This is a genomic window from Enterobacter quasihormaechei (assembly GCF_004331385.1).
GTDB lineage: Bacteria > Pseudomonadota > Gammaproteobacteria > Enterobacterales > Enterobacteriaceae > Enterobacter > Enterobacter quasihormaechei.
The window spans coordinates 135,946-160,560 of the sequence record NZ_SJON01000004.1; the positions used below are offsets into that span (position 1 = coordinate 135,946).

Genomic DNA, 24,615 nt, shown 5'->3' on the forward strand with positions numbered 1-24,615 from the left:
CTGCCTACTTTATCACTATTCTTTCTTCTCGCTCTCTTCCTCTTCGGGAACCGGCTTGCTGGCGGTTAGCAGGAACGGCGACTGCTGCCAGCGGGTGCGCTTGCCCTGGAGCAGCGTACGCGCCAGTACCACGCCAATCGCCAGCGAGAGGAGCAGCATCAGGCGCAAAATATTGGTGGTGTTATCCACCTGTTTGGCTTCGGTTGGCAGGGTGTGGGTATCGAGCGTCAGGCGTAAATAGCCGAGTGGACCATTTTTGCCCTCAATAGGTTCGACGATTTGCTGACTGAAATAACCGCCGGCTTTTTTGCCGTCCAGCGCCAGCCTGTCGCGCACGTCGACATGCTCACCCGCGCGGGCAATCAGGTCGCCCTGTTCATCGTACACGCCCGCATCCAGAATGCGGCTGTTTTCCGTGAGTTGGCGCAACACCAGGGCTATCCGCTTGTCGTCCGGCGTTTCGGTGCGCATAGACGGCGCGACGTTAAGCGTCACCTGGCGCGCCAGCGTGCGGGCCAGCTCTTCAAACTGCGGGTTACGTTGCCGTTGGTGATTCTGGCTAAACCAGGATGCCCCCTGCATCAGCGCCACTAACAGGGCGAGACAGATAAGGACAATCACGGCGCGATGAAGCCGGAATTTCAGTTTTGCGCGAGCCATATTCCACCTGCTGAAAATTTACGGCTTAATGTTGCCAGAAGTGATGGTTACAGGGTAGCCTCATGCGTTATTTTCCCTCTGGAACCTTCCGGCGCGAACGAAATTACAGGAGCTTCAATGCCGAACATTACCTGGTGCGACCTGCCAACGGATGTCTCTTTATGGCCAGGATTGCCGCTCTCGTTAAGTGGCGATGAGGTGATGCCCCTCGATTACCACGCTGGCCGTAGCGGCTGGCTGCTGTACGGACGCGGCCTGGATAAGCAACGCCTGACCCAGTATCAAACCAAACTGGGCGCAGCGATGGTCATCGTTGCGGCCTGGTGCGTGGAAGATTATCAGGTCATTCGCCTCGCGGGTTCCCTGACGCAGCGCGCCACGCGCCTGGCGCACGATGCCGGGCTGGACGTTGCCCCGCTCGGCAAGATCCCGCACCTGAAAACGCCGGGCCTGCTGGTGATGGACATGGACTCTACCGCCATTCAGATCGAATGTATCGACGAGATCGCTAAACTGGCGGGCAGCGGCGAGCTGGTGGCGGACGTCACCGAGCGCGCGATGCGCGGCGAGCTGGATTTCACCGCCAGCCTGAGACAACGCGTGGCGACCCTGAAGGGAGCCGATGCGAACATTTTGCGTCAGGTGCGCGATGAACTGCCCCTGATGCCGGGGCTGACGCAGCTGGTGCTCAAGCTGGAGACGCTCGGCTGGAAAGTGGCGATTGCCTCCGGCGGGTTCACCTTCTTTGCCGATTACCTGCGTGACAAGCTGCGTCTGAGCACCGTGGTGGCAAACGAGCTGGAGATCATGGACGGCAAGCTGACCGGAGAGGTCATCGGCGACATCGTGGATGCGCAGTACAAAGCCAGTACGCTGACGCGTCTGGCGGAAAAATATGATGTTCCGGTTGAGCAGACCGTCGCCATCGGCGATGGCGCGAACGATCTGCCGATGATCAAAGCTGCCGGTCTGGGTATTGCTTACCACGCCAAGCCAAAAGTGAATGAAAAGACGGAAGTCACTATCCGTCACGCTGATCTGATGGGGGTGTTCTGCATTCTCTCCGGCAGCATCAACCAGAAATAACGGTCTGCGCTGTAGGCCGGGTAAGCGTAAGCGCCACCCGGCACGCAGGCCGCACAGAAATAACGAGGTAAACCGTGGCGAAAGCTCCAAAACGCGCATTTGTCTGTAATGAATGTGGTGCGGATTATCCGCGCTGGCAGGGGCAATGCAGCGCCTGTCATGCCTGGAACACCATCACCGAAGTGCGTGGTGTGGCGGCTTCGCCGAGCGTGGCCCGCAATGAACGGCTGAGCGGCTATGCGGGCAATGCAGGCGTGTCGAAAGTACAAAAACTTTCGGATATCAGCCTTGAGGCGCTGCCGCGCTTCTCAACCGGATTCAAAGAATTTGACCGCGTGCTCGGCGGCGGCGTGGTGCCGGGCAGCGCCATTCTGATCGGCGGTAACCCGGGCGCGGGCAAATCGACCCTGCTGCTGCAAACGCTCTGCAAGCTCGCCGAACAGATGAAAACCCTGTATGTGACGGGTGAAGAATCCCTCCAGCAGGTGGCGATGCGCGCTCACCGTCTCGGCCTGCCGACCGGTAACCTGAATATGCTGTCGGAAACCAGCATCGAGCAAATCTGCATGATCGCCGAAGAAGAGCAGCCGAAGCTGATGGTGATCGACTCCATCCAGGTGATGCACATGGCGGACATTCAGTCCTCGCCGGGCAGCGTGGCGCAGGTGCGTGAAACGGCTGCGTATTTAACGCGCTTTGCCAAAACGCGCGGCGTGGCGATTGTGATGGTGGGCCACGTCACCAAAGACGGCTCTCTGGCGGGTCCGAAGGTGCTGGAGCACTGTATCGACTGCTCGGTGATGCTCGACGGCGATGCGGACTCCCGCTTCCGTACCCTGCGCAGCCACAAAAACCGCTTCGGCGCGGTGAATGAGCTGGGCGTTTTTGCCATGACCGAGCAGGGGCTTCGCGAAGTCAGCAACCCGTCAGCCATCTTCCTGAGCCGTGGCGACGAGATCACCTCCGGGAGTTCGGTAATGGTGCTGTGGGAAGGGACGCGTCCGCTGCTCGTCGAAATTCAGGCACTGGTGGATCATTCGATGATGGGCAACCCACGGCGCGTGGCGGTCGGTCTGGAACAGAACCGCCTGGCGATCCTGCTGGCGGTGCTGCATCGTCACGGCGGCCTGCAAATGGCGGATCAGGATGTGTTCGTCAACGTGGTGGGTGGCGTGAAGGTGACCGAAACCAGCGCGGACCTGGCGCTGCTGCTGGCGATGGTCTCCAGCCTGCGCGACAGACCGCTGCCGCAGGATCTGGTGGTGTTTGGCGAAGTGGGGCTGGCGGGCGAAATTCGCCCGGTGCCGAGCGGACAGGAGCGTATCTCCGAAGCGGCAAAACATGGCTTCCGCCGCGCGATTGTTCCGGCCGCCAACGTGCCGAAAAAAATCCCGGAAGGGATGCAGGTTTTTGGCGTTAAAAAACTCGCAGATGCGTTAAATGTCTTTGACGACTTATAATTACGTATTCGATTTTGCAGGAGGCACCGTAATTTATGTCATCATTTGACTACATCAAGACCGCGATCCGCCAGAAGGGCTGCACGTTGCAGCAGGTGGCGGACGCCAGCGGCATGACCAAGGGCTACCTGAGCCAACTGCTGAACGCCAAAATCAAAAGCCCCAGCGCGCAGAAGCTTGAAGCGCTGCACCGTTTTCTGGGGCTTGAATTTCCGCGGATGCAAAAGAATATAGGCGTGGTGTTCGGCAAGTTCTACCCGCTGCATACCGGGCACATCTATCTGATCCAGCGCGCCTGTAGCCAGGTCGACGAGCTGCATATCATCATGGGCTACGACGAAACCCGCGATCGCCAGCTGTTTGAAGACAGCGCCATGTCGCAGCAGCCCACGGTGCCGGACCGCCTGCGCTGGCTGCTTCAGACGTTTAAGTATCAGAAAAATATTCGCATTCATGCCTTTAATGAAGAGGGCATGGAGCCATATCCGCACGGCTGGGACGTGTGGAGCAACGGCGTCAAAGCGTTTATGGAAGAGAAGGGCATTACGCCTAACTGGATCTACACCTCTGAAGAGTCCGACGCGCCGCAGTTCCGCGAGCATCTGGGCATCGAGACGGTGCTGATCGATCCTAAACGCACCTTTATGAACATCAGCGGGGCGCAGATCCGCGAAAACCCGTTCCGTTACTGGGACTACATCCCGACCGAGGTGAAGCCGTTCTTCGTGCGTACGGTGGCGATCCTTGGCGGCGAGTCGAGCGGCAAATCGACGCTGGTTAATAAGCTGGCGAATATCTTCAACACCACCAGCGCGTGGGAGTATGGCCGCGATTACGTCTTCTCGCACCTCGGCGGTGACGAGATGGCATTGCAGTATTCCGACTACGATAAAATTGCGCTGGGGCACGCCCAATACATTGATTTTGCGGTGAAATACGCCAACAAAGTCGCGTTTATTGATACTGATTTCGTCACCACGCAGGCGTTCTGTAAAAAGTACGAAGGACGTGAGCACCCGTTTGTGCAGGCGCTGATTGACGAATATCGCTTTGACCTGGTGATCCTGCTGGAAAACAACACGCCGTGGGTGGCCGACGGCATGCGCAGCCTGGGCAGCTCGGTGGACAGGCGCGAGTTCCAGACCATGCTGGTTGAGATGCTTAACGAAAACAACGTTGAGTTTGTGCATGTGGAAGAGTCGGACTACGACACCCGTTTCCTGCGCTGCGTCGAGCTGGTGAAAGAGATGATGGGGGAGCAGGGTTAGGGTGAGGGGAATTATCCACTCAGAACTCAACCACTACCTCCCCACGCATATACCCCTGCGGCGCAATCATTTCACTGACCTGTGCTCCTCGATGAAATGCGTCTTGTTGAGGCTAGTCTGGTAAGGGGTCAGCTGCGTAATAAGATGGACAATCCAGAGCTCACCGTTCGCACGGGGTGAACAATCATGTTTAAACAGCTTCAGGATATGGCGCTGTTTGCGCTGGTGGCAGAAATGGGCAGCTTTACCGCGGCGGCGCTGAAAGCTGAGCTGCCGAAATCCAGCGTCAGCCAGCGCATCAGCCAGCTTGAACAACAGGTGGGGATCCGTCTGCTGAATCGCACCACGCGCAGGATCAGCCTGACGTTCGCGGGCGAGCACTATCTGGTGCACTGTCGCGAGATGCTGGCGGCCAGCGAGCGGGCGGAGTATGCCATTCAGCGCCTGCGCGAAAACCCCAGCGGACGGCTGCGTATTACGTGTCCGGCGGGGATTGGCGCGACCCTGCTGGCGCATATGAATGCCGAGTTCCAGCTTCGCTATCCTGACGTTTCGCTCGATGTCTCAATTTCAGATGATGTCCTCGATCTTGTGGAGTCGGGTTTCGACGTTGCCCTGCGAACCGGGAAACCTCAGGACTCTTCCCTGATCGGCCGCATGATAGGGCACTGTCCACGCTACATGCTGGCATCGCCTGACTATCTGGCGCGCCGGGAGCCGTTAACCCATCCCCGACAGCTGGTGGATCACCGTTGTATTACCCATAAATCCTGGGCTGAGTGGTTGTTGCAGAGCGAGAGCGAGGATTATCGCTTTCTGCCGGATAACGCCCATCTGACGGATAACCTGGTGTACGCCCGCGAGTGCGCGATTGCCGGGGCGGGGATCACGCTGTTACCCGCATTCCTGCTGGAAGACAAAATCGAAAGGGGCGCGCTGGTGAAAGTGCTGCCGGAGTGGAGCGTTGAGGGAAACGATCTGTGGCTGGCCTATCCGAGCCGTAAGCTCAATTCGCCCGCGCTGATGAGCTATATCGAGTTTGCGATGCAGTTTGACGAGGTGAAGCGGTATTACGTGGGCAAATAAAAAAGCCGGGTGGCGGCTTCGCCTTACCCGGCCTACAAACAGCGCAGAACCGTAGGCCGGGTAAGCGTGAGCGCCACCCGGCTTTTTTGGCACTTACTTAGCAATACGCTTGTACTTAATACGCTTCGGCTCCAGCGCGTCAGCGCCCAGCGTGCGTTTCTTGTACTCTTCGTATTCGGTGAAGTTACCTTCGAAGAACTCCACTTTACCTTCGTCCTGGTAGTCCAGGATGTGGGTCGCGATACGGTCAAGGAACCAGCGGTCGTGCGAGATAACCATAGCGCAGCCCGGGAACTCCAGCAGGGCGTTTTCCAGCGCGCGCAGGGTTTCGATGTCCAGGTCGTTGGTCGGTTCATCGAGCAGCAGAACGTTGCCGCCAACCTGAAGCAGTTTCGCCAGGTGCAGACGACCACGCTCACCGCCGGACAGCTCGCCCACGCGTTTGCCCTGGTCGGTGCCCTTGAAGTTAAAGCGGCCAACATAGGCGCGGCTTGGCATCTCGGTATTGCCGATACGCATGATATCCAGCCCGCCGGACACTTCTTCCCACACGGTTTTGCTGTTGTCCATCGCGTCGCGGAACTGGTCAACGGACGCCAGCTTCACGGTCTCACCCAGGGTGATAGAGCCGCTGTCAGGCTGCTCCTGACCGGACATCATACGGAACAGGGTCGATTTACCCGCGCCGTTCGGACCGATAATGCCCACGATCGCACCTTTCGGTACGGAGAAGGTCAGATCGTCGATCAGCAGGCGGTCGCCGTATGACTTACGCAGGTTGGTCACTTCAACCACTTTATCCCCCAGACGTGCTCCAGGCGGGATAAACAGTTCGTTGGTTTCGTTACGCTTCTGGTATTCGGTGTTGTTCAGCTCTTCGAAGCGCGCCAGACGGGCTTTGCCCTTGGACTGACGGCCTTTCGCGCCCTGACGAACCCACTCCAGCTCTTTCTCAATAGACTTACGGCGCGCCGCTTCCTGAGAAGCTTCCTGAGCCAGACGCTGATCTTTCTGCTCCAGCCAGGAGGAGTAGTTGCCTTCCCACGGAATCCCTTCACCGCGGTCCAGCTCCAGGATCCAGCCTGCCACGTTGTCGAGGAAGTAACGGTCGTGGGTAATGGCCACTACGGTACCTTCGAAGTCGTGCAGGAAGCGCTCCAGCCAGGCCACGGATTCCGCATCCAGGTGGTTGGTTGGTTCGTCGAGCAGCAGCATGTCTGGTTTTTCCAGCAGCAGGCGGCACAGCGCCACGCGGCGGCGCTCACCACCGGAGAGATTCGCGATTTTTGCATCCCAGTCCGGCAGACGCAGGGCATCAGCCGCGCGCTCCAGCTGCACGTTCAGGTTGTGACCGTCGTGCGCCTGGATGATCTCTTCATATTTGCCCTGCTGAGCGGCCAGTTTGTCGAAGTCCGCATCCGGCTCGGCGTATTTGGCATACACTTCATCCAGACCTTTCAGCGCGTTAACCACCTCGGACACCGCTTCTTCAACGGATTCACGTACGGTGTGTTCCGGGTTCAGCTGAGGTTCCTGCGGCAGGTAGCCGATCTTGATGCCAGGCTGCGGACGGGCTTCACCTTCGATGTCTGTATCGATGCCGGCCATGATGCGCAGCAGGGTGGACTTACCGGCACCGTTGAGACCCAGAACACCAATTTTTGCGCCCGGGAAGAAGCTCAGCGAGATATTTTTAAGAATATGACGTTTCGGCGGGACAACTTTGCCGACACGATGCATGGTATAAACGAATTGAGCCACGTTGGACTTCGCCTCTTTTATCGTGATGAGAATGAATTTCAGCCTCGAAGTGTAGCCTTTTTCACGCCCTAATCCCAGCCAGGAACGTCGGGAGTGTTAAAACGCGCAAGAAAGGTAAAAAAGTGTCCACGACGTGGCGCGTTGTGGGATGCCTGGTTAGCATAAGTTGAGGTAACTTTGACGTGGCAAGACGCTGCAACTAACGAAAAACAATGAGGAAGAGCTTGTGGAAAAAGCCAAACGGGTGGTCTGGCGTCTGCTGGCTGCCAGCGTATGCGTAATGGCGGTAAGCCAGGCGGTGCATGCCGATTCACTGGATGAACAACGTAACCGCTATGCCCAGATTAAACAGGCATGGGACAACAAGCAGATGGATACCGTGCAGGCGCTGATGCCGACGCTGAAGGATTATCCGCTGTATCCGTACCTTGAGTATCGCCAGATCACGGACGATCTCATGAATCAACCGACCGTCACCGTGAATAACTTCATTCAGGCGAACCCGACCCTGCCGCCTGCGCGCACCCTGAAATCCCGGTTCGTGAACGAGCTGGCCCGTCGTGAAGACTGGCGCGGCCTGCTGGCCTTCAGCCCGGATAAACCGGGTGCGACGGAAGCGCAGTGTAATTACTATTATGCGAAATGGGCGACCGGTCAGCAGGAGGAAGCCTGGGCCGGGGCGAAAGATCTGTGGTTGACGGGCAAAAGCCAGCCAAACGCCTGTGACCCGCTTTTCAGCGCCTGGCGCGCCTCGGGCAAGCAGGATCCGCTCGCTTACCTGGAACGTATTCGCCTGGCAATGAAGGCCGGAAACACCCGGCTGGTCAACGTGCTGGCGGGCCAGATGCCAGCGGATTATCAGACCATTGCGTCTGCCGTTATCGGTCTGGCAAACGATCCCAACACCGTGCTGACGTTTGCGCGTACCACCGGCGCGACCGATTTTACCCGTCAAATGGCGGCGGTGGCCTTTGCCAGCGTGGCGCGTGACGATGTGGAAAACGCGCGGCTGATGATCCCGCAGCTGGTGCAGGCTCAGCAGCTTAATGACGATCAAACCCAAGAGCTGCGCGACATTGTGGCGTGGCGACTGATGGGCACGGATGTCACCGACGAACAGGCGCGCTGGCGTGACGATGCGGTGATGCGTTCAAACTCCGTTTCGCTGGTGGAGCGCCGCGTGCGCATGGCGCTGGGCACGGGCGACCGCCGCGGCCTCAATACCTGGCTGGCGCGTCTGCCGATGGATGCCAAAGAGAAAGATGAGTGGCGTTACTGGCAGGCGGACCTGCTGCTGGAGCGTGGCCGTGAAGACGAAGCCAAAGCGATCCTCCACTCCCTGATGCAGCAGCGCGGCTTCTACCCGATGGCGGCGGCACAGCGTCTGGGTGAGGAGTACACGCTGAAAATCGACAAAGCGCCCGCCAACGCGAACCCGGCGCTGACCCAGGGGCCAGAAATGGCCCGCGTGCGTGAGCTGATGTACTGGAATCTGGATAATACCGCGCGCAGCGAGTGGGCCAATCTGGTGACCAGCCGTACCGTCGATGAGAAGGCGCAGCTTGCCCGCTACGCGTTTGATAATCGCTGGTGGGATCTGAGCGTACAGGCGACGATCGCCGGCAAGCTGTGGGATCATCTTGAGGAGCGTTTCCCGCTGGCGTACAACGATCTCTTTGAGCGCTACACCCGCGACAAAGATATCCCGCAGAGCTACGCAATGGCGATCGCGCGCCAGGAGAGCGCCTGGAACCCGAAAGTGCGTTCTCCGGTGGGGGCCAGCGGTCTGATGCAGATTATGCCGGGCACCGCGACGCACACGGTGAAGATGTTTAATATCCCGGGATACAGCAGCCCGTCCCAGCTGCTGGATCCGGATACCAACATCAATATCGGTACCAGCTACTTGCAGTACGTCTATCAGCAGTTCGGTAATAACCGCATCTTCGCGTCAGCGGCGTACAACGCAGGGCCTGGGCGCGTGCGGACGTGGCTCGGCAACAGCGCAGGGCGACTCGACGCCGTGGCGTTCGTTGAAAGCATTCCGTTCTCGGAAACGCGCGGATACGTGAAGAACGTGCTGGCGTATGACGCCTACTATCGGCACTTCATGGGGGAGAAAGATGCCCTGATGAGCGATGCCGAGTGGCAGAGACGTTACTGATCGGCGTGGGTTGTGTTATGCTGTACTCGTTAATGAGTACAAGAGGCAGCATAACATGACCCAGCATTCCCCGTATTCCTCGGCCATGGCCGAACAGCGTCATCAGGAGTGGCTTCGTTTTGTGGAGCTGCTTCGACAGTCTTACGAGCAGGATTTGCACCTACCCCTCATGCAGCTGATGCTTACGCCGGACGAGCGTGAGGCGCTGGGCACGCGCGTGCGGATTATTGAAGAGCTATTACGCGGTGAGATGAGCCAGCGCGAGCTGAAAAACGAGCTGGGCGCGGGCATCGCGACCATCACCCGTGGATCGAACAGCCTGAAGTCGGCGCCGGTTGAGCTGCGCCAGTGGCTGGAAGCGGTATTGCTGAAAAACGCCGGATGACGGCTTCGCCTTATCCGGCCTACAAACTTAACGATAAATCGCGTTATGAAACGGGCTCAGCGCCAGGATCACCGCCTGGTGATAAACGCTCGAACGGGTGAGCTTGCCGGCGGTAAAGACGCCAATCGCCCCTTCTTTACGCCCAATTTCATCAATGCCGGTGTACTGTGACATCACCGGCCCGAGCGCTTCACCTGCGCGGACTTTTTCCAGAATGACCTCCGGCAGCGGCAGGGTGGCTGAGCGCGCTTCGCCGCGCTGCTCGCGGCTTTCGATGACAACCCAGCTAAAGGTTGCCCCTTCGTCGATGCCCGCTTCAATCGCGACCCAGAAGTCAGCGTCGGGTGCGGCGGCTTTTGCATTCGCCACGCGATTTCGTGCGCCAGCGCGCGTTTCCTCGCTGCCAAACGGCTGTTCCGGCACGCCACTCTCGACGCCGACGGCGTCCATATGGCAGGATCCTTCGCCGAAGATCTCTTCAAATGCCCTTAGAATTGCCTGAATTTTGGCAGGATTGGTGGTAGCAGAGACAACATGGTGCATAATTAAGCTCGATTAAAAAATTCATCGCAGTATAACGGAAAAAAAGCATGTTACAGGTATACCTTGTTCGCCACGGTGAAACGCAGTGGAACGCCGAGCGACGTATTCAAGGGCAGTCAGACAGTCCTCTCACCGACAAGGGTGTGCAACAAGCGTGGCAGGTGGCGGAGCGCGCCAGAACGCTGGGCATCACTCACGTTATCTCCAGTGATTTAGGCCGCACGCAGCAGACGGCACGCATTATCGCCGATGCCTGTGGCTGTGACGTCACCCTCGAACCGCGCCTGCGCGAGCTGGATATGGGCGTGCTGGAAAAACGTCCTATCGATACGCTGACGGAAACCGAAGAAGGCTGGCGTCGCATGCTGGTGAACGGTACCGAAGATGGTCGCATCCCGGAGGGGGAATCCATGCAGGAGCTGAGCGTGCGTATGCATGCCGCGCTGGCCGAGTGCCTGAAGCTTCCGGCAGGTAGCCGTCCGCTGCTGGTGAGCCACGGTATCGCGCTGGGTTGCCTGGTGAGCACCATTCTGGGTCTGCCGGCTTACGCCGAGCGCCGTTTACGTCTGCGCAACTGTTCCATTTCCCGTATCGACTATCAGGAAAGCGCCTGGCTGGCATCGGGGTGGGTAGTTGAAACGGCAGGGGACATTTCGCATCTTGATGCCCCTGCACTGGACGAATTACAGCGTTAACGACGTACCGGAATCAGGAATTCCATACGCAGATTGATAGGGCCTTCTTCCGGTTTAGCATCCTGTGCCGGATAGTAGCGCTCAATGTCCTGACCTTTACGGCGATTCAGATTCAGCATCGGCATGCAGGTCCCGTAAACGGTCAGGATGAACTCCTGAACGCCCGTTCCTAACCCTTCGTATGAGAACATTACATATTCGCCGCCTTCCAGCACGACAGGCTGCGAGCCATGAATGTACCCGTTCGCCATGTCAGGCGTGAGCGCCGTGGTATAAAACACCTCCTGCTCGTCGTCTTTTTCCTGGCTTGGATGCGTTTCGTTCAGGCCATACAGAATCGGCGGGATCGCCGGCGCGTGGCTTAAAAATTCGCGCCAGAACTGAACGCGCATCTGATGGCGGAACTCGGAGATCTGCTCCAGGGAACAGGAGTAGCTCTGGGTGGTGCCGACCAGGTGCGTTTCCGGCAGGGTGATGATTTCATATTTTGGCATCGCAAATTCGCCCAGACGCAGCGGCGGACGCATACCAAAGGAGCTCCAGTCAGGCGAGCGGCGATAAAGCGCAGGCGTTAACGAGAACTGTTTCTTAAAGGCGCGGGTAAAGGTTTGCTGTGAATCGAAGCGATATTGCAGGGCAATATCGAGGATGGGTCGCGCGGTCAGGCGCAACGCAACAGCAGACTTTGATAACCGACGTGCACGAATATAGGCACCGATAGCATGACCGGTGACATCCTTGAACATCCTTTGCAGATGCCACTTGGAATAGCCTGCTTTTGCCGCCACATTATCCAGTGACAATGGCTGGTCGAGATGACCTTCCAGCCAGGTGAGCAGGTCGCGAATAATTCCAGCCTGATCCATATACTATCCTCATCCTTAAAACTGCCGCAGGTGCCTGTTTACAGGTTAGCGGATAATAGCATTTTTTGACGTTTTAGCATTCAGTGTTTTTTTTGCGCATAAATGCTTTTTGTAGGGGTTTATGTGCGGATATATTCTAATCCTGTGATCTTGCTACATTTTTAGCTAACGTGTTGAATAATCGCTCAGAGTAATTTTTTATGAATGGTAACAATATGAAATACAAGGCTTTACTCTTTACGGCGTTGGTACTCATGGCGGGAAGCGCAGCGCAGGCTGAACAGGTGGGCTCTGTGGATACCGTGTTCAAAATGTTTGGGCCGGACCATAAAATTGTGGTGGAGGCCTTTGACGATCCGGATGTTAAAAACGTCACCTGCTACGTCAGCCGGGCAAAGACGGGCGGGATTAAAGGCGGGCTGGGGCTGGCTGAGGATACGTCTGACGCGGCCATTTCCTGCCAGCAGGTCGGCCCGGTTGAATTGAGCGACAAAATCAAAAACGGCAAAGCGCAGGGCGACGTCGTATTCCAGAAACGGACCTCGCTGGTATTCAAAAAGCTACAGGTGGTGCGTTTCTACGATGCGAAACGCAACACGTTAGCTTATCTGGCTTATTCCGACAAAGTCGTGGAAGGTTCACCGAAAAATGCGATCAGCGCGGTGCCCATTATGCCGTGGCATTGATAAAAAAAACGGCGCAAATGCGCCGTTTTTTACTGCGTGACGTGACGGATTATTCCTGTAGGTCACCGCAGAAACGATAGCCTTCACCATGGATGGTGGCGATGATTTCCGGTGTATCAGGCGTAGATTCGAAATGTTTACGAATACGACGGATGGTAACGTCAACGGTACGATCGTGTGGCTTCAACTCACGACCGGTCATTTTCTTCAGCAGTTCTGCACGGGACTGGATCTTGCCCGGGTTTTCGCAGAAGTGCAGCATCGCGCGGAATTCACTGCGCGGCAGTTTATACTGCTCACCGTTCGGGCTAATCAGCGAACGGCTATTGATATCAAGTTCCCAGCCGTTGAATTTGTAGCTGTCGACGCTACGACGCTCTTCACTGACCGTACCCAAATTCATGGTGCGGGACAGCAGGTTGCGTGCACGAATGGTTAACTCGCGTGGGTTAAACGGCTTGGTGATGTAGTCGTCCGCGCCGATTTCCAGACCAAGAATTTTATCAACCTCGTTGTCACGGCCTGTCAGGAACATCAACGCGACGTTCGCCTGTTCACGCAGTTCGCGCGCCAGAAGAAGGCCGTTTTTGCCCGGCAGGTTGATATCCATAATCACCAGGTTGATATCATTTTCAGAAAGGATCTGATGCATCTCTGCGCCATCGGTCGCTTCAAAGACATCGTAGCCTTCTGCTTCGAAAATGCTCTTTAACGTGTTGCGTGTTACCAACTCGTCTTCAACGATAAGAATGTGCGGGGTCTGCATGTTTGCTACCTAAATTGCCAACTAAATCGAAACAGGAAGTACAAAAGTCCCTGACCTGCCTGATGCATGTCGCAAATTAACATGATCGGCCTAACGTGACTAAAGTACGTAATTGCGTTCTTGATGCACTTTCCATCAACGTCAACAACATCATTAGCTTGGTCGTGGGTACTTTCCCTCTGGACCCGACAGTGTCAAAAACGGCTGTCATCCTAACCATTTTAACAGCAACATAACAGGCTAAGTGACACCGGACACCCAATAAAACTACGCTTCGTTGACATATATCAAGTTCAATTGTAGCACGTTAACAGTTTGATGAAATCATCGTAGCTGAATGCTAGCCTTTGTCACAATTTTTCAATAAACCAACTAGTTGCGGACATTGATTGATAAACGATACGAATCCAATCAGAAAAGAGTATTCATATAGTCATTATCATTACAAAACATAAGGATAATAGACTTCTGTTAACATTCTAACTGATTGTTCAATCACAAAATAGTTTAGCTTTTTTTAATTGTTATGAAACGCTATTTCGGTGATTTGTGTTGCAAAATTGTAAATTCGTGCCGCGTAATATGTTGAAGTGAATCACATTTTTACCTGCTAACTGATTAAAAAGAGAGCATAAATGCATCTGTCGATTGTGCTGGTGGCACCAGCAAGAGCTGAAAATATTGGCGCTGCGGCGCGTGCCATGAAGACCATGGGTTTTACCGATTTGCGTATTGTAGACAGCACGGCGCATCTGGAGCCTGCCGCACGATGGGTGGCGCACGGTTCGGGTGATATTCTCGATAATATAACCACTTACGCGACGCTCGCTGACGCCCTGCACGATATTTCCTTTACCGTCGCGACCACCGCGCGCAGCCGGGCGAAGTTTCACTATTACGCCACGCCAGCTGAACTGGTGCCCATGCTGGAAGAAAAAAGCCAGTGGCTGGAGAAAGCGGCGCTGGTGTTTGGGCGCGAAGATTCGGGGCTGACGAATGAAGAGCTGGAGCTGGCTGACGTGCTGACGGGCGCGCCGATGGTGGCGGATTATCCGTCACTTAATCTGGGCCAGGCGGTGATGGTTTACTGCTATCAATTAGCATCCTTAATACAAATTTCTCAGCCACCGGTGACAGCAACGGATGAAAATCAGCTGGCGGCCCTGCGCGTTCGCGCTGACAAACTGCTTATGCAACTGGGCGTGGCTGACGATCGGAAAATGGTGGACTGGTTGCAGCAGCGCCTGGGGCGTCTGGAACAGCGCGACACGGCAATGCTGCACCGATTGCTCCATGATATTGAAAAAAAATTAGCCGAGTAAAATGCTGTAATAAGTTTTTAATATGGCCGATGTTGCTGATAACTGGGGTTGCATATGGGGTATTCGGATGAAAATAAATCTGCTCGCAGCGGGACGTGAGAATGTCCCGAATTGTGATCAAAGTAAAAATTCATTGACTTAAGGTGCCCGATCCTTTAACCCTAAAAGAATAGAGCACAGACAGATAATAATGACAGAGTACACAACATCCATGAAACGCATCAGCATCACCACCATTACTACAACCACCATCATTACCACAGGTAACGATGCGGGCTGACGCGTACAGGAAAAACAGAAAAAAGCCCGCACCTGAACAGTGCGGGCTTTTTTTTCGGCTAAAGGAAATGAGGTAGAACCATGCGAGTGTTGAAGTTCGGCGGTACGTCAGTGGCAAATGCGGAGCGTTTTCTGCGCGTTGCCGATATCCTGGAAAGCAACGCCAGGCAGGGGCAGGTTGCCACCGTGCTCTCTGCCCCGGCCAAAATCACGAACCACCTGGTGGCGATGATTGAAAAAACCATTGGTGGTCAGGATGCACTTCCGAACATCAGCGACGCTGAGCGTATCTTCACCGAGCTGCTTCAGGGGCTGGCAGATACCCAGCCGGGCTTCCCGCTGGCGCAGCTGAAAACCACCGTTGAACTCGAATTTGCCCAGATTAAACATGTCCTTCACGGTATCAGCCTGCTGGGTCAGTGCCCGGACAGCATCAACGCGGCGCTGATTTGCCGGGGTGAAAAACTCTCCATCGCCATCATGGCGGGCGTGCTGGAAGCGCGCGGTCACCGCGTGACGGTCATCGACCCGGTTGAAAAACTGCTGGCGGTGGGCCACTACCTCGAATCCACCGTTGATATTGCCGAATCAACCCGCCGTATCGCCGCGAGCAAAATCCCTTCTGACCATATGATCCTGATGGCGGGCTTTACCGCCGGGAACGAGAAGGGCGAATTAGTCGTGCTGGGCCGTAACGGCTCTGATTACTCCGCCGCCGTGCTGGCCGCGTGCCTGCGCGCAGACTGCTGTGAAATTTGGACTGACGTCGACGGCGTTTATACCTGCGATCCGCGCCAGGTGCCGGACGCCAGGCTGCTGAAGTCCATGTCGTATCAGGAAGCGATGGAGCTTTCCTACTTCGGCGCCAAAGTACTTCACCCGCGCACCATCTCCCCGATTGCCCAGTTCCAGATCCCATGCCTGATTAAAAACACCGGTAACCCGCAAGCGCCGGGCACGCTGATTGGCGCCAGCGCGAATGAAGATGACCTGCCGGTGAAAGGCATTTCAAACCTGAATAACATGGCGATGTTCAGCGTCTCCGGCCCGGGTATGAAGGGGATGGTCGGCATGGCTGCACGCGTGTTTGCCGCCATGTCCCGCAACGGTATCTCGGTGGTGCTGATCACCCAGTCCTCTTCCGAATACAGCATCAGCTTCTGCGTACCGCAGGGCGATTGCCTGCGCGCCCGTCGCGCGCTGGAGGAAGAGTTCTATCTGGAGCTGAAAGAGGAGCTGCTGGAGCCGCTCTCTATTCAGGAGCGTCTGGCGGTGATCTCCGTCGTTGGCGACGGCATGCGCACCCTGCGCGGTATCTCTGCTAAATTCTTTGCCGCGCTGGCGCGGGCCAATATCAACATCGTGGCGATTGCGCAGGGCTCTTCCGAGCGTTCAATTTCAGTTGTAGTCGATAACGACGATGCGACCACCGGCGTGCGCGTGGTTCACCAGATGCTGTTCAACACCGATCAGGTCATCGAGCTGTTCCTGATTGGCGTCGGCGGCGTCGGCGGTGCGCTGCTGGAGCAGGTGAAGCGCCAGCAGGAGTGGCTCAAGAAAAAGCACATCGATCTGCGCGTCTGCGGAATTGCGAATTCGAAAGCGCTGCTCACTAACGTCCACGGTCTGAACCTGGAAAACTGGCAGGCGGAGCTGGAAGAGGCGAAAGAGCCGTTCAACCTGGGCCGCCTGATCCGCCTGGTGAAAGAGTATCATCTGCTCAACCCGGTGATCGTCGACTGTACCTCGAACCAGGCCGTGGCCGATCAGTACGCGGACTTCCTGCGCGAAGGTTTTCACGTGGTGACGCCGAACAAAAAGGCCAACACCTCGTCGATGGATTACTATCACCAGCTGCGTCTGGCGGCGAGCAAGTCGCGCCGCAAGTTCCTGTACGACACCAACGTGGGCGCGGGCCTGCCGGTCATTGAGAATCTGCAAAACCTGCTGAACGCGGGCGACGAATTGCAGCGCTTCTCCGGCATCCTCTCCGGCTCCCTGTCGTTTATCTTCGGCAAGCTGGATGAAGGCATGAGCCTGTCGGAAGCCACCCGTGCCGCGCGCGAGCTGGGCTACACCGAGCCGGATCCGCGCGACGATCTCTCCGGGATGGACGTGGCGCGCAAGCTGCTGATCCTGGTGCGCGAAACGGGCCGCGAGCTGGAGCTTTCGGATATCGTGATTGAGCCGGTGCTGCCAGCAGAATTTGATGACAGCGGCGACGTCAGCGCCTTTATGGCGAATTTACCTCAGCTTGACGATGCCTTTGCCGCACGCGTGGCGAAAGCCCGTGATGAAGGTAAGGTATTGCGCTATGTTGGCAACATCGAAGAGGATGGCGTCTGCCGGGTGAAGATTGCCGAAGTGGATGGCAACGATCCGCTGTACAAGGTGAAAAACGGCGAGAATGCCCTGGCGTTCTACAGCCACTATTATCAGCCACTGCCGCTGGTGCTTCGCGGCTATGGTGCAGGGAATGATGTGACGGCGGCGGGCGTGTTTGCCGATCTGCTGCGTACCCTGTCATGGAAGTTAGGAGTTTAAGATGGTTAAAGTATATGCCCCGGCTTCCAGCGCCAATATGAGCGTCGGATTTGACGTGCTGGGCGCGGCGGTGACGCCGGTGGACGGTTCGCTGCTGGGTGATACGGTAACGGTTGAGGCGGCAGAGCGCTTCAGCCTGAATAACGTTGGCCGTTTCGCCAGCAAGCTGCCGCCTGAACCACGCGAGAATATTGTTTATCAGTGCTGGGAACGCTTCTGTCAGGAGATCGGCAAAAACGTGCCGGTCGCCATGACGCTGGAAAAAAGCATGCCGATTGGCTCGGGACTGGGCTCCAGCGCGTGTTCGGTAGTCGCCGCGCTGGTGGCGATGAACGAGCACTGCGGCAAGCCGCTGAACAACAGCCGTCTGCTGGCGCTGATGGGTGAGCTGGAAGGGCGCATCTCCGGCAGTATTCACTATGATAACGTGGCACCGTGCTTCCTCGGCGGCATGCAGCTGATGATTGAAGAAAATGGCATCATCAGCCAGCAGGTGCCCGGGTTTGACGAGTGGCTGTGGGTGCTGGCCTATCCGGGCATTAAGGTCTCGACCGCTGAAGCGCGCGCGATCCTGCCGGCGCAGTATCGTCGTCAGGACTGTATTGCTCACGGGCGTCACCTGGCGGGCTTTATTCACGCCTGCTACACCCGCCAGCCGCAGCTGGCGGCGAAACTCATGAAAGACGTGATTGCCGAGCCGTACCGCACGAAGCTGCTTCCTGGCTTTAACGAGGCGCGACAGGCTTCAATGGATATCGGCGCGCAGGCATGCGGCATCTCCGGCTCCGGCCCGACGCTGTTCGCCCTGTGCGACAAACCAGACACCGCGCAGCGCGTGGCGGACTGGCTCTCTAAACACTACCTGCAAAATCAGGAAGGCTTTGTTCATATTTGCCGTCTGGACACGGCTGGCGCACGAGTACTGGGATAACGAATGAAACTCTACAACCTTAAAGATCATAACGAGCAGGTCAGCTTCGCGCAGGCGGTCACGCAGGGGCTGGGCAAAAATCAGGGGCTGTTCTTCCCGCACGACCTGCCGGAATTCCAGCTGACCGAAATCGATGAGCTGCTGAAGCAGGACTTTGTCACCCGCAGCACCAAAATTCTGTCTGCGTTTATCGGCGATGAAATCCCGCAGGAGCTGCTGGAAGAGCGCGTGCGTGCGGCGTTTGCTTTCCCGGCTCCGGTTCAGCAGGTTGAGCCGGACGTTGGCTGTCTGGAGCTGTTCCACGGCCCGACGCTGGCGTTTAAAGACTTCGGCGGCCGCTTTATGGCGCAGATGCTGACCCACATCAGCGGCGACAAACCGGTGACGATTCTGACCGCGACCTCCGGCGATACCGGTGCGGCGGTGGCCCATGCGTTCTACGGCCTGAAAAACGTCCGCGTGGTGATCCTCTATCCGAAGGGCAAAATCAGTCCGCTTCAGGAAAAACTGTTCTGCACCCTTGGGGGCAACATTGAAACCGTGGCGATCGACGGCGATTTCGATGCCTGTCAGGCGCTGGTGAAGCAGGCCTTCGACGACGAAGAGCTGAAGGTGGCGCTGGGTCTGAACTCCGCCAACTCGATCAACATCAGCCGTCTGCTGGCGCAGATCTGCTACTACTTCGAAGCGGTGGCGCAGCTGCCGCAGGACGCGCGCAATCAGCTGGTGGTTTCCGTGCCAAGCGGCAACTTCGGCGACCTGACGGCGGGCCTACTGGCGAAATCACTCGGTCTGCCGGTGAAGCGCTTTATTGCCGCCACTAACGCCAACGACACCGTACCACGCTACCTGAAAGACGGGAAATGGGCGCCGAACGCGACGCAGGCCACGCTCTCCAATGCGATGGATGTGTCACAGCCTAACAACTGGCCGCGTGTAGAAGAGCTGTTCCGCCGTAAGGTCTGGCGTCTGGGCGACCTCGGCTATGCTGCGGTGACGGATGAAACCACCAAAGCGACCATGCGTGAGCTGAAAGCCGTGGGCTATACCTCTGAGCCGCACGCGGCGATTGCTTACCGTGCGCTGCGCGACGCGCTTCAGCCGGGCGAGTATGGCCTGTTCCTCGGAACCGCTCATCCGGCGAAGTTTAAGGAGAGCGTGGAAGCGATCCTGGGTGAAACGCTGCCGCTGCCAAAAGAGCTGGCCGAGCGCGCCGATCTGCCGCTGCTGTCCCATGAGCTGCCGGCAGATTTTGCGGCACTGCGTAAGCTGATGATGACCCGAGCGTGATTCTCTTGCCCGGTGGCGGCTACGCCTTACCGGGCCTACAAGATCCACAACGACCCCAACGAACCCAATCGTAGGCCGGGTAAGCGCAGCGCCACCCGGCAACGACAGCTCCGGTCCGTAGGCCGGGTAAGGCGCAGCCGCCACCCGGCTTTTTTATGGAGAAATTAAGGAGAAAAACAGCAGGAAAAAAGCAGAAATTCCCAATAAATGCGGCCACTTAGCGTTTAGGATTGCAGAGAATAACATCCGCCGTTTCCATCACGTACTCTCCTTACATCGGCCCACGCTGGGCAAGAAGAATAAGGAGTCACCTATGTCTACACTGAAACCTGCACTCATCGCGCTCTCACTGATGCTGGTCGCTCCCATGGCGGTGCAGGCCGCTGAGATCACCCTCGTGCCTGCGGTAAAGCTGCAAATTGGCGATCGGGATAATAACGGACACTACTGGGATGGCGGCCGCTGGCGCGACCATGACTGGTGGAAAGCGCACTATGACTGGCGCGACAACCACTGGCGTCCGCACGATGAACATCGCGATCGTCACGATCGCCACCGTCATGACGATCATCGTCCGGGCCCGGACAGGAAACACCATTAAAACAAACCCCGCCAGCTGGCGGGGTTGTCTTTTATTGCTCGTGACGCTTAAACACCAGCTCGTTTTTGCCTGACGATGCCTCGTCGAAGAAATACCCTTCGCTGTTAAAAGCGGTGAGCTGCTCCGGCTTTGTCAGGCGGTTTTGAATGATGAAGCGGCTCATCAGACCGCGCGCTTTTTTGGCGTAGAAGCTGATCACTTTAAATTTGCCGTTCTTCTCGTCGAGGAACACCGGCTTGATAATGTCCGCGTTCAGCTTTTTCGGCTTCACCGATTTGAAGTACTCATCGGAGGCCAGGTTGATCACCACGTTATCCCCCTGGGCTTGCAGCGCCGCGTTAAGCTTGTCGGTGATCACATCGCCCCAGAAGTGGTACAGATCTTTGCCTTTGGCGTTTTTCAGGCGAATACCCATCTCCAGACGATACGGCTGCATCAGATCCAGCGGGCGCAGTACGCCATACAGGCCGGACAGCATGCGCAGATGCTGCTGGGCAAAATCGAAGTCGGCTTCGCTAAACGTTTCTGCTTGCAGGCCAGTGTAGACATCACCTTTAAAGGCCAGCAGCGCCTGGCGCGCGTTGTCGGGCGTGAAGTCAGGCTGCCACTCGTGAAAACGGGTGGCGTTCAGGTCGGCGAGTTTATCGCTGATGCTCATCAGCGAGGCGATCTGCGGAGCCGACAGTTTACGCGCCTCGTGGATCAGCTGTTGCGAGTAGTCCAGCAGTTCCGGCTGGGTATAACGCTCAGTGGCGAGCGGGCTCTGGTAGTCGAGCGTTTTTGCAGGTGAAATCAGAATCAGCATATCCAGTCCTTGCAGGAAATTTAGAGCGACTTTAACAAAAAATCGCCCTGATTTGATCGATAGCTGTTATTGCCGCGGCAAATCATCCCAGGTGCCAGGGGCAATTTGTGACTCGATTTCGGGATAGCGTGAGGCGTCAAAGACGGGCGGCACGCCGAGCTTGCGCTGACGCAGATAATCCCGCGCGATCAGCGCCACAACCGGTGAAAGCAGCAAAATGGCCGTCAGGTTAGTGATGGCCATCAGCGCCATAATGACGTCCGCTATTTGCCAGACCATCGGCATGCTGAGCAGGGAGCCGACGAACACCATCCCCAGCACAGCCGCGCGAAGGACGTTACGGGCCAGACGCGAATCGACGTTCAGAAAGACAAGGTTGTTTTCGGCATAGATATAGTTCACCGCAATGGAGCTGAAGGCAAAAAGCCCCACGACAAGGGCGACAAGACCGGCGCCCCAGCCGCCAACGAGTGAGACCAGCGCCTGTTGTACCCAATGAATGCCTGCCGTACTGCCGGATGGATGTTCAACGGCGCCGGCCAGCAGCATTATCATCGCACTGGCGGAGCAGATAACAATGGTGTCCGTGAAGACGCCAATCATCTGCACAATGCCCTGCGCGGCGGGATGCGGGGGCCAGGATGCGGCCGCGGCGGCGGCATTTGGCGTGGAGCCCATTCCCGCTTCGTTGGAGAACATCCCCCGCTGGAACCCGGCAGTGAGGGCCTGGCTAACGGTGTAACCCAGCGCGCCGGACGCCGCTTCGCGCCAGCCAAACGCGCTTTTGAAGATGGTGGCGATGACGTTCGGCACCTCGTCGATATGTATCGCGCATACCAACAGGCTGGTGGACACCCACAGCAGCGCCATCAGGGGAACCAGCCACTGCATCAGGCGGGCAACCCCTTTAAGACCGGTCACTATGGTCAGCAGGGTGAGAAGGGCAAGCGCGCCGCCCGTCAGCCACTCCGGACAATTGAAGGCAAAGCGCAGCGCGTGGGCGACGGAATTTGCCTGAACGGTGTTGAAAATCAGGCCATACGCCACCAGCAAAAAGATCGAGAACAGAACGCCCATCCAGCGCATTCCGAGCCCGCGAGCCATATACCAGGCAGGTCCGCCGCGAAACTGGCCTTTGCTGTCTTTTTCTTTATAGAGCTGGGCCAGCGAGCATTCGGCAAAGGCGGTGGCCATGCCGATAATCGCCGTTACCCACATCCAGAACACCGCGCCCGGACCGCCCGCGCCGATCGCCAGCGCAACACCGGCCAGGTTACCGCTGCCGATGCGTGCGGCGAGGCTGGTACAGAGCGCCTGAAACGAGGTCAAACCGCCCGGCTGCGGGGTGACGCTGTTTTTCAGACTTCTGCCAAATTTGCGGATATAGCGAAACTGAATCAGCCCGCTGCGCCACGTAAACCAGATACCTGCCCCTGAAAGCAGGTAAATCATGATCGAACCCCAGAGGACTTCGTTGATAAAGAAAAAGAAATCAGGCACTAACGTCCCTCTTGTTGATGCCAACGTGAATATGTAAGCGCTACCACTGATTGTGCATGCTGTTACTTAGCAGCCTGTTAATATTGTGAGTTTATCATACTCTGCCTAAGCGCACTGTCTGCGGTTGCGCTGCCTCTCACTCGTGTTATCATCAGGGCAGACCGGTTACATCCCCCTAACAAGTAAACCTGTCATTTTTCCGCTGCTGGCAGGCTGTCGGTAGTGTGAATTATCCAGGGAACGTTAAAAGAGAAACACTATCATGACGGATAAATTGACCTCCCTTCGTCAGTTCACCACTGTCGTCGCTGACACCGGAGATATTGCGGCAATGAAGCTGTACCAGCCGCAGGATGCTACAACCAACCCTTCTCTGATCCTTAACGCCGCGCAGATCCCTGAGTATCGCAAACTGATCGACGAAGCGGTGACCTGGGCGAAAGCGCAGAGCAATGACCGCGCGCAGCAGGTTGTGGATGCTACCGACAAGCTGGCGGTGAACATCGGTCTGGAAATTCTGAAACTGGTTCCTGGCCGTATCTCAACTGAAGTTGATGCTCGCCTGTCCTACGACACCGAAGCGTCTATCGCCAAAGCAAAACGCCTGATCAAACTGTACAACGATGCGGGCATCAGCAACGACCGTATCCTGATCAAACTGGCCTCTACCTGGCAGGGCATTCGCGCCGCCGAGCAGCTGGAAAAAGAAGGGATCAACTGTAACCTGACTCTGCTGTTTTCCTTCGCGCAGGCGCGTGCCTGTGCCGAAGCTGGCGTATACCTGATTTCTCCGTTTGTGGGCCGTATTCTGGACTGGTACAAAGCCAACACCGACAAGAAAGAGTACGCGGCGTCTGAAGATCCAGGCGTGATTTCCGTGACGGAAATCTACGAATACTACAAACAGCACGGCTATGAGACCGTTGTGATGGGCGCAAGCTTCCGTAACGTCGGTGAAATTATCGAGCTGGCCGGCTGTGACCGCCTGACCATCGCCCCTGCGCTGCTGAAAGAGCTGGCAGAAAGCGAAGGCGCTATCGAGCGTAAACTGTCTTACACCGGTGAAGTGAAAGCGCGCCCGGAGCGCATCACGGAATCCGAGTTCCTGTGGCAGCATAACCAGGATCCAATGGCAGTAGACAAGCTGGCGGACGGTATCCGTAAGTTTGCTATTGACCAGGAAAAACTGGAAAAAATGATCGGCGACCTGCTGTAATCATTCTGCGTGACCGGGCTCCCGGTCACGCGTCTTTCCCCCGCCTCTGTCTGAATTTTCTCTCTGCGTGTATCATTCCCATTAATCAGTACTTTTTGAATGGAATGGATATGAATACCTTACGCATCGGCCTAGTGTCGATTTCTGACCGCGCCTCCAGCGGTGTTTATCAGGATAAAGGCATCCCCGCTCTGGAAGAATGGCTGGGCAGCGCGCTGACTACCCCGTTTGAGATCCAGACTCGCCTGATCCCGGACGAGCAGCCGATCATCGAGCAGACCCTGTGCGAGCTGGTGGATGAGATGAGCTGCCACCTGGTGCTGACGACGGGCGGAACCGGCCCCGCGCGCCGCGACGTGACGCCTGACGCGACGCTGGCTATCGCCGATCGGGAAATGCCGGGCTTCGGTGAACAGATGCGCCAGATCAGTCTACACTTTGTTCCGACGGCCATTCTTTCCCGTCAGGTCGGGGTGATCCGCAAACAGGCGCTGATCCTGAACCTGCCGGGGCAGCCGAAGTCGATCAAAGAGACGCTGGAAGGCTTAAAGGCCGAGGATGGCAGCGTCATCGTCCACGGTATCTTTGCAAGTGTACCGTATTGTATACAGCTGCTTGACGGGCCATACGTGGAAACTGACGACAACGTGGTAGCAGCATTTCGTCCGAAAAGCGCACGCCGCGAGACAATCTCCTGAAGT

Annotated in this window: 24 protein-coding genes and 1 other annotated feature; of the genes, 17 read left to right on the forward strand and 7 right to left on the reverse strand. The window is 56.8% G+C overall.

Annotation, left to right across the window (positions count from 1 at the left end; genetic code table 11):
* Window positions 1-15: 15 nt before the first annotated feature.
* Entirely contained in the window at window positions 16-660 is a 645-nt protein-coding gene (locus tag E0L16_RS07535; RefSeq protein ID WP_131636654.1) for a YtjB family periplasmic protein, read from the reverse strand.
* 117 nt (window positions 661-777) lie between these two features.
* Between E0L16_RS07535 and serB the strand changes: the two genes are divergently transcribed.
* The 4 genes from serB to E0L16_RS07555 all read left to right on the forward strand — a co-directional run bounded on the left by serB (window position 778) and on the right by E0L16_RS07555 (window position 5,560).
* Window positions 778-1,746, forward strand: a complete 969-nt coding sequence (gene serB / locus E0L16_RS07540; protein ID WP_131636655.1) for a phosphoserine phosphatase — start codon at window positions 778-780, stop codon at window positions 1,744-1,746.
* 74 nt (window positions 1,747-1,820) lie between these two features.
* Window positions 1,821-3,206 (forward strand): DNA repair protein RadA, encoded by a 1,386-nt coding sequence (gene radA / locus E0L16_RS07545; protein ID WP_003856523.1) that lies wholly within the window; start codon window positions 1,821-1,823, stop codon window positions 3,204-3,206.
* A gap of 35 nt (window positions 3,207-3,241) precedes the next feature.
* Window positions 3,242-4,474: a multifunctional transcriptional regulator/nicotinamide-nucleotide adenylyltransferase/ribosylnicotinamide kinase NadR gene (nadR, locus tag E0L16_RS07550; protein WP_063867411.1), complete on the forward strand. Its 1,233-nt coding sequence runs from the start codon at window positions 3,242-3,244 to the stop codon at window positions 4,472-4,474.
* Window positions 4,475-4,660: 186 nt separating this feature from the next.
* The gene (locus tag E0L16_RS07555; protein ID WP_063867412.1) at window positions 4,661-5,560 is read left to right on the forward strand and encodes a LysR family transcriptional regulator; all 900 of its coding nucleotides are present in this window, start codon (window positions 4,661-4,663) and stop codon (window positions 5,558-5,560) included.
* Window positions 5,561-5,653: 93 nt separating this feature from the next.
* Here the strand turns inward: E0L16_RS07555 and ettA are convergent, their stop codons facing one another.
* Window positions 5,654-7,321, reverse strand: coding sequence for an energy-dependent translational throttle protein EttA (ettA, locus tag E0L16_RS07560; protein ID WP_006810191.1), 1,668 nt, complete (start codon window positions 7,319-7,321; stop codon window positions 5,654-5,656).
* A gap of 226 nt (window positions 7,322-7,547) precedes the next feature.
* Between ettA and sltY the strand changes: the two genes are divergently transcribed.
* Both sltY and trpR read left to right on the forward strand, forming a co-directional pair.
* Window positions 7,548-9,485 carry a murein transglycosylase gene (gene sltY, locus E0L16_RS07565; protein ID WP_131636656.1) on the forward strand — a complete coding sequence of 646 codons (1,938 nt, stop codon included), beginning with the start codon at window positions 7,548-7,550 and terminating at the stop codon, window positions 9,483-9,485.
* Window positions 9,486-9,540: 55 nt separating this feature from the next.
* On the forward strand, window positions 9,541-9,870 hold the full coding sequence (gene trpR, locus E0L16_RS07570) for a trp operon repressor (protein WP_010427104.1): 330 nt from the start codon (window positions 9,541-9,543) through the stop codon (window positions 9,868-9,870).
* Between the two features lie 27 nt (window positions 9,871-9,897).
* Here trpR and yjjX read toward each other — a convergent pair whose 3' ends face one another.
* The gene (yjjX, locus tag E0L16_RS07575; RefSeq protein WP_131636657.1) at window positions 9,898-10,413 is read right to left on the reverse strand and encodes an inosine/xanthosine triphosphatase; all 516 of its coding nucleotides are present in this window, start codon (window positions 10,411-10,413) and stop codon (window positions 9,898-9,900) included.
* 47 nt (window positions 10,414-10,460) lie between these two features.
* Between yjjX and gpmB the strand changes: the two genes are divergently transcribed.
* On the forward strand, window positions 10,461-11,108 hold the full coding sequence (gpmB, locus tag E0L16_RS07580; protein WP_063867415.1) for a 2,3-diphosphoglycerate-dependent phosphoglycerate mutase GpmB: 648 nt from the start codon (window positions 10,461-10,463) through the stop codon (window positions 11,106-11,108).
* Here the strand turns inward: gpmB and robA are convergent.
* Window positions 11,105-11,974, reverse strand: a complete 870-nt coding sequence (robA, locus tag E0L16_RS07585) for an MDR efflux pump AcrAB transcriptional activator RobA (RefSeq protein WP_063450712.1) — start codon at window positions 11,972-11,974, stop codon at window positions 11,105-11,107. The two genes, gpmB and robA, sit on opposite strands and share 4 nt — an antisense overlap.
* A 215-nt stretch (window positions 11,975-12,189) precedes the next feature.
* On the opposite strand from robA, the gene creA reads away from it, so the two are divergent.
* Window positions 12,190-12,660 carry a protein CreA gene (gene creA, locus E0L16_RS07590; RefSeq protein WP_063450711.1) on the forward strand — a complete coding sequence of 157 codons (471 nt, stop codon included), beginning with the start codon at window positions 12,190-12,192 and terminating at the stop codon, window positions 12,658-12,660.
* Between the two features lie 49 nt (window positions 12,661-12,709).
* Here the strand turns inward: creA and arcA are convergent, their stop codons facing one another.
* Window positions 12,710-13,426 carry a two-component system response regulator ArcA gene (gene arcA, locus E0L16_RS07595; protein WP_003856501.1) on the reverse strand — a complete coding sequence of 239 codons (717 nt, stop codon included), beginning with the start codon at window positions 13,424-13,426 and terminating at the stop codon, window positions 12,710-12,712.
* Between the two features lie 95 nt (window positions 13,427-13,521).
* Between arcA and yjjY the strand changes: the two genes are divergently transcribed.
* The 7 genes from yjjY (at window position 13,522) to E0L16_RS07630 (ending at window position 20,393) form a co-directional block, all read left to right on the forward strand.
* Entirely contained in the window at window positions 13,522-13,662 is a 141-nt protein-coding gene (gene yjjY, locus E0L16_RS07600) for a YjjY family protein (protein WP_001541509.1), read from the forward strand.
* Window positions 13,663-14,061: 399 nt separating this feature from the next.
* Window positions 14,062-14,748, forward strand: coding sequence for a tRNA/rRNA methyltransferase (locus tag E0L16_RS07605; RefSeq protein ID WP_112792008.1), 687 nt, complete (start codon window positions 14,062-14,064; stop codon window positions 14,746-14,748).
* Between the two features lie 211 nt (window positions 14,749-14,959).
* Window positions 14,960-15,028, forward strand: coding sequence for a thr operon leader peptide (gene thrL, locus E0L16_RS07610; RefSeq protein WP_072039575.1), 69 nt, complete (start codon window positions 14,960-14,962; stop codon window positions 15,026-15,028).
* Window positions 14,967-15,084, forward strand: a sequence feature (Thr leader region). (Overlaps the previous gene by 62 nt.)
* Before the next feature lie 24 nt (window positions 15,085-15,108).
* Window positions 15,109-17,571: a bifunctional aspartate kinase/homoserine dehydrogenase I gene (gene thrA, locus E0L16_RS07615; protein ID WP_112792007.1), complete on the forward strand. Its 2,463-nt coding sequence runs from the start codon at window positions 15,109-15,111 to the stop codon at window positions 17,569-17,571.
* Window position 17,572: 1 nt separating this feature from the next.
* A complete protein-coding gene (thrB, locus tag E0L16_RS07620) occupies window positions 17,573-18,502 on the forward strand; it encodes a homoserine kinase (protein ID WP_023299286.1) in 930 nt (309 codons plus the stop codon).
* A 3-nt stretch (window positions 18,503-18,505) separates the two neighbouring features.
* Window positions 18,506-19,792 (forward strand): threonine synthase, encoded by a 1,287-nt coding sequence (thrC, locus tag E0L16_RS07625; protein ID WP_063450707.1) that lies wholly within the window; start codon window positions 18,506-18,508, stop codon window positions 19,790-19,792.
* 313 nt (window positions 19,793-20,105) lie between these two features.
* The gene (locus E0L16_RS07630; protein ID WP_107534663.1) at window positions 20,106-20,393 is read left to right on the forward strand and encodes a DUF2502 domain-containing protein; all 288 of its coding nucleotides are present in this window, start codon (window positions 20,106-20,108) and stop codon (window positions 20,391-20,393) included.
* Window positions 20,394-20,424: 31 nt separating this feature from the next.
* Here E0L16_RS07630 and yaaA read toward each other — a convergent pair whose 3' ends face one another.
* Both yaaA and E0L16_RS07640 read right to left on the reverse strand, forming a co-directional pair.
* Window positions 20,425-21,198 (reverse strand): peroxide stress protein YaaA, encoded by a 774-nt coding sequence (gene yaaA, locus E0L16_RS07635; RefSeq protein ID WP_131636658.1) that lies wholly within the window; start codon window positions 21,196-21,198, stop codon window positions 20,425-20,427.
* 66 nt (window positions 21,199-21,264) lie between these two features.
* Window positions 21,265-22,698 carry an alanine/glycine:cation symporter family protein gene (locus tag E0L16_RS07640; RefSeq protein WP_112792006.1) on the reverse strand — a complete coding sequence of 478 codons (1,434 nt, stop codon included), beginning with the start codon at window positions 22,696-22,698 and terminating at the stop codon, window positions 21,265-21,267.
* A 262-nt stretch (window positions 22,699-22,960) separates the two neighbouring features.
* On the opposite strand from E0L16_RS07640, the gene tal reads away from it, so the two are divergent.
* On the forward strand, window positions 22,961-23,914 hold the full coding sequence (gene tal / locus E0L16_RS07645; protein ID WP_003856481.1) for a transaldolase: 954 nt from the start codon (window positions 22,961-22,963) through the stop codon (window positions 23,912-23,914).
* Between the two features lie 110 nt (window positions 23,915-24,024).
* Entirely contained in the window at window positions 24,025-24,612 is a 588-nt protein-coding gene (gene mog, locus E0L16_RS07650; protein ID WP_063867421.1) for a molybdopterin adenylyltransferase, read from the forward strand.
* Window positions 24,613-24,615 lie beyond the last annotated feature (3 nt).